3 protein-coding genes are annotated in these 3,524 nt (G+C 66.9%); all 3 read left to right on the top strand.

The window, feature by feature from the left end; translation table 11 throughout:
* On the top strand, window positions 1-600 hold a 600-nt coding region (locus FVW27_RS10560; RefSeq protein WP_424991867.1), incomplete at its 5' end, for a glycosyltransferase family 2 protein.
* Window positions 601-876: 276 nt separating this feature from the next.
* Window positions 877-2,223, top strand: coding sequence for an ATP-dependent 6-phosphofructokinase (locus tag FVW27_RS10555; RefSeq protein WP_167124972.1), 1,347 nt, complete (start codon window positions 877-879; stop codon window positions 2,221-2,223).
* Window positions 2,224-2,437: 214 nt separating this feature from the next.
* Window positions 2,438-3,524 (top strand): UvrD-helicase domain-containing protein (locus tag FVW27_RS10550; protein ID WP_167124970.1); only part of this gene is annotated, 1,087 nt, incomplete at its 3' end.

Raw genomic sequence — 3,524 nt, 5'->3', positions numbered from 1 at the left:
GCCGCCCGCCTGCCCGGCCTGATCGTGAAGCTGGCCCGCCTCAGCGGCCTGCCGGGCCGCCTGCCGCGCACCTGGTTCAACTGGCCCGCCTACGGCGAAAAGCACTTCCAGCAGCCCACCCGCGTTCAGGCCGTCTCGCTGGCCTTCGCCGCCGTGAAGACCGCCGCCCTGCGCAAGCTGGGCCCGCTGGACGAACGCTTTCATGGCGATGCCTTCACCGGGCACGACCTGTGCCGCCGCATCCGCCGCGCCGTGATGTTCGACTGGAACGTGGCCGTGGTGCCGCAGGCCCGCGCCTGCGCGCAGGACGCCTTTGTCCTGCGGCCCGAAGTCGAGGACTTCGACCTGAACGGCGACGGCGTGGTGCGCACCCGCGTGCGCGACGAAATGCTGTACGTGTGGAAGAACTACTGCGTGCTCACCTCGCTGGGCAACAGCCTGCTGGAACTGGCGGGCACCAGCGTGTGCTACGTGGTGTCCGCGCTGCCCGGCATCGGCTGCGACAAATGCGCCCGCCACAACGCGGTCGTGCTGCGCGAAACCTCGCATGCCATGCTGGATACCCAGCTTGGCATGCAGTACCCCACCACCCCCTGGTAGTTACGGCCAGGTTCCGCGCGCGCGGCCTGCCCGCGCGCGACGGACCGCCCTGAAAAGATGAGCACAACGGGGCGGACGGCGCAAACCGTCCGCCCCGTTCATTCCGGGCGCGCAGGCTGGCCTTATGGGCTGCGCCGTGCTATGCTGCACAAGTATATCCGGAAAAAACCACGCGAAATGCCACCCGGAACAACACGAACCGGGTCACCGGTTTCGACCTGTTTCCCCGATTCCGCCATTCCACCCCAAGCCGCCATCCCCGGGAGGACAGACCCCATGCCCTCGACCCATTTCGACAACGGCGTCCTGCAACTGGACACCACCATTCCCGTCCTGGGACCGGCCAAGATCCCCACCCCGCTCTGCTATGGCAACTACGCCGACGAACAGGGCATCCCCCTGTTCCTCGACCGCGAACACATCGCCGAATTGGGCGCGGAATCGGTCCCCCTGCTGTTCGAGTCCGCCGGGCCGCGCAGCCACCTGTATTTCGATTCTTCCAAGACCAAATGCGCCATCGTCACCTGCGGCGGCCTGTGCCCCGGCATCAACGACGTTATCCGCGCCATCGTCATGGAGGCGTACCACGCCTACAACGTGCCCGCCGTCATCGGCATCCGTTACGGGCTGGAAGGATTCATCCCCAAGTACCGCCACGAATTCATGGAGCTGACCCCGGACAAGGTCTCGGACATCCACCAGTTCGGCGGCACCATCCTGGCATCGTCGCGCGGGCCGCAGTCGCCCGAAGAGGTGGTGGACGCGCTGGAGCGCATGAACGTCAGCGCCCTGTTCATGATCGGCGGCGACGGCACCATGCGCGCGGCATCGGGCATTGTGGCCGAAATAGCGCGGCGCAACCTGCGCATCTCGGTCATCGGCATCCCCAAGACCATCGACAACGACATCAACTTCATCAGCCAGTCGTTCGGCTTCGAAACCGCCGTGTACAAGGCCACGGAGGCCATCCAGTGCGCCCACGTGGAGGCGCTGGGGGCCATGAACGGCGTGGGCCTGGTAAAGCTGATGGGCCGCGAATCGGGCTTCATCGCCGCGCACGCCACCCTTTCGCTGAAGGAAGTGAACTTCGTGCTCATTCCCGAGGTGCGCTTTGCCCTGCACGGCGAAGGGGGCCTGCTGCCCGCGCTGGAAAAGCGGCTGCGTTCGCGCGCCCATGCCGTCATCGTGGTGGCGGAAGGCGCGGGCCAGCACCTGCTGGAAGGCACCGGCGAAACCGACGCCTCCGGCAACCCCATCCTTGGCGACATCGCCACGTTGCTGCGCTCGGAAATCAAGCGCTACTGCGATGAACGCTCGCTGCCGTACGCACTGAAGTACATCGACCCCAGCTACATCATCCGTTCCGTGCCCGCCAACGCCAACGACCGGGTGTACTGCGGCTTTCTGGGCCAGCACGCCGTGCACGCCGCCATGGCCGGGCGCACCGGCATGGTGGTGTCCAAGCTGATGGACCGCTACGTGCACCTGCCGCTGGACCTGGTGACGCGCACCCGGCGCAAGCTGAACGTGGCGTCCGACTACTGGCGGGCGGTGCTGGAGTCCACCGGGCAGGTGGATCTGGCGGGGATGGTGCCGGACAGTACCCGAGCCTGCCCCATCTAGTTTACGGAGGGGCTTTCCCCCTCTGGCGGCGTCAGCCACCGTGTTCCGCTCGGGTCACGTACCGAAGAGTACGCTCCCCTCGCGGAACACGGGGCTTCCTTGCCAGATGACGAAATCCCCGTCCGGAAACGGTGTCGCGCCCGGCGCAACGCTTTTGCCCACACGTTTCGCATTGCAACGCCACTTCCCTTATTCCTTCCGGACACGCATCCCCATGCCCACGCCAACGCTGACGCAGATCAAGGCCTCCGCCGGATCGGGAAAGACCTACACCCTGACCCGGCGTTTCCTGTCGTTGCTGGCGGGCGCGCGCGACGAGGACGGACGGGCCTGCGCGCTGGCCGTGGAAGGCGGGCACTGCTGGCCGGACATCCTGGCGGTGACCTTCACCAACAAGGCCGCATCGGAAATGAAGGAGCGGGTCATCCGCCTGCTCAAGGAGCATGCCCTGGCCGATCCGGGCAAGGCAGGGAAAAGGGGGGACGGCAGTGGCAACGGCGACAGCGGGGCGTGGCCCCCGGCCCGCGCGGCCCGCTGGGTGGACATCATCCTGCGGCGCTACGGCGCGCTGAACATCCGCACCATCGACAGCCTGCTGACCATGCTGGTGCGGCTGGCCGCGCTGGAGCTGTCCCTGCCGCCGGACTTCGAGCCGTCCTTTTCGCCCGACGAGTATTTCGAGCCGCTGTACGACCTGATCCTGGATCGCGCCCGCCGGGGCGATGCGCAGTTGCGGGATGACGTGCGCGATGCCTGCCGCCTGTTGCTGTTCCACACCGATCTCAAGGGCTTCACCGTGGGGGCCGGGCTGCGGGTGCGCCTTTCGCAGCTCTTGCAGTTGCATCTGGCGGAAGGCGGCATGTCTGGCCCAGACCCCTTAAATGCCGGCCCCAGCCCCTTCGATGAGGATGCGCCCCGGGGCGGCCTTCCCGATGTGGATACCGATGCCCTGGCGGCCAAGCTGGTCGCCATCCATACCGACATGCGGGACGCCACGGTCACCCTGTCGCGCATTCTGGCCGAAGAACAACTTTCCGCCGCCGCAACACTGCACAAGTTTCTGGACAAGTGCACGGAGAACAGCGCCTTTTCCCCGCTGTCCAAGTCGGTCTATCTGGAAAAGGGCGGGCTGGACGACTGCCTGCTCAAGGCGTCCAAAGGCAAGGGCAGCGACGACGCGCGCGCGGCCTTCGACGCCTGGCGCGACGCCTGCAACGACTTTGCGGTGCGCGGGCGGCTCATCCAGCGCGCCTTGCAGGTGGCCCCGCTGGCCGGTCTGGCCCGCGCCATGGCCGCGCACC

The organism is Nitratidesulfovibrio liaohensis (genome assembly GCF_011682075.1).
GTDB classification, from domain to species: domain Bacteria; phylum Desulfobacterota; class Desulfovibrionia; order Desulfovibrionales; family Desulfovibrionaceae; genus Cupidesulfovibrio; species Cupidesulfovibrio liaohensis.
Note: the sequence above shows the minus strand (reverse complement) of the source record. Positions and strands in the feature narration are given on the sequence as shown.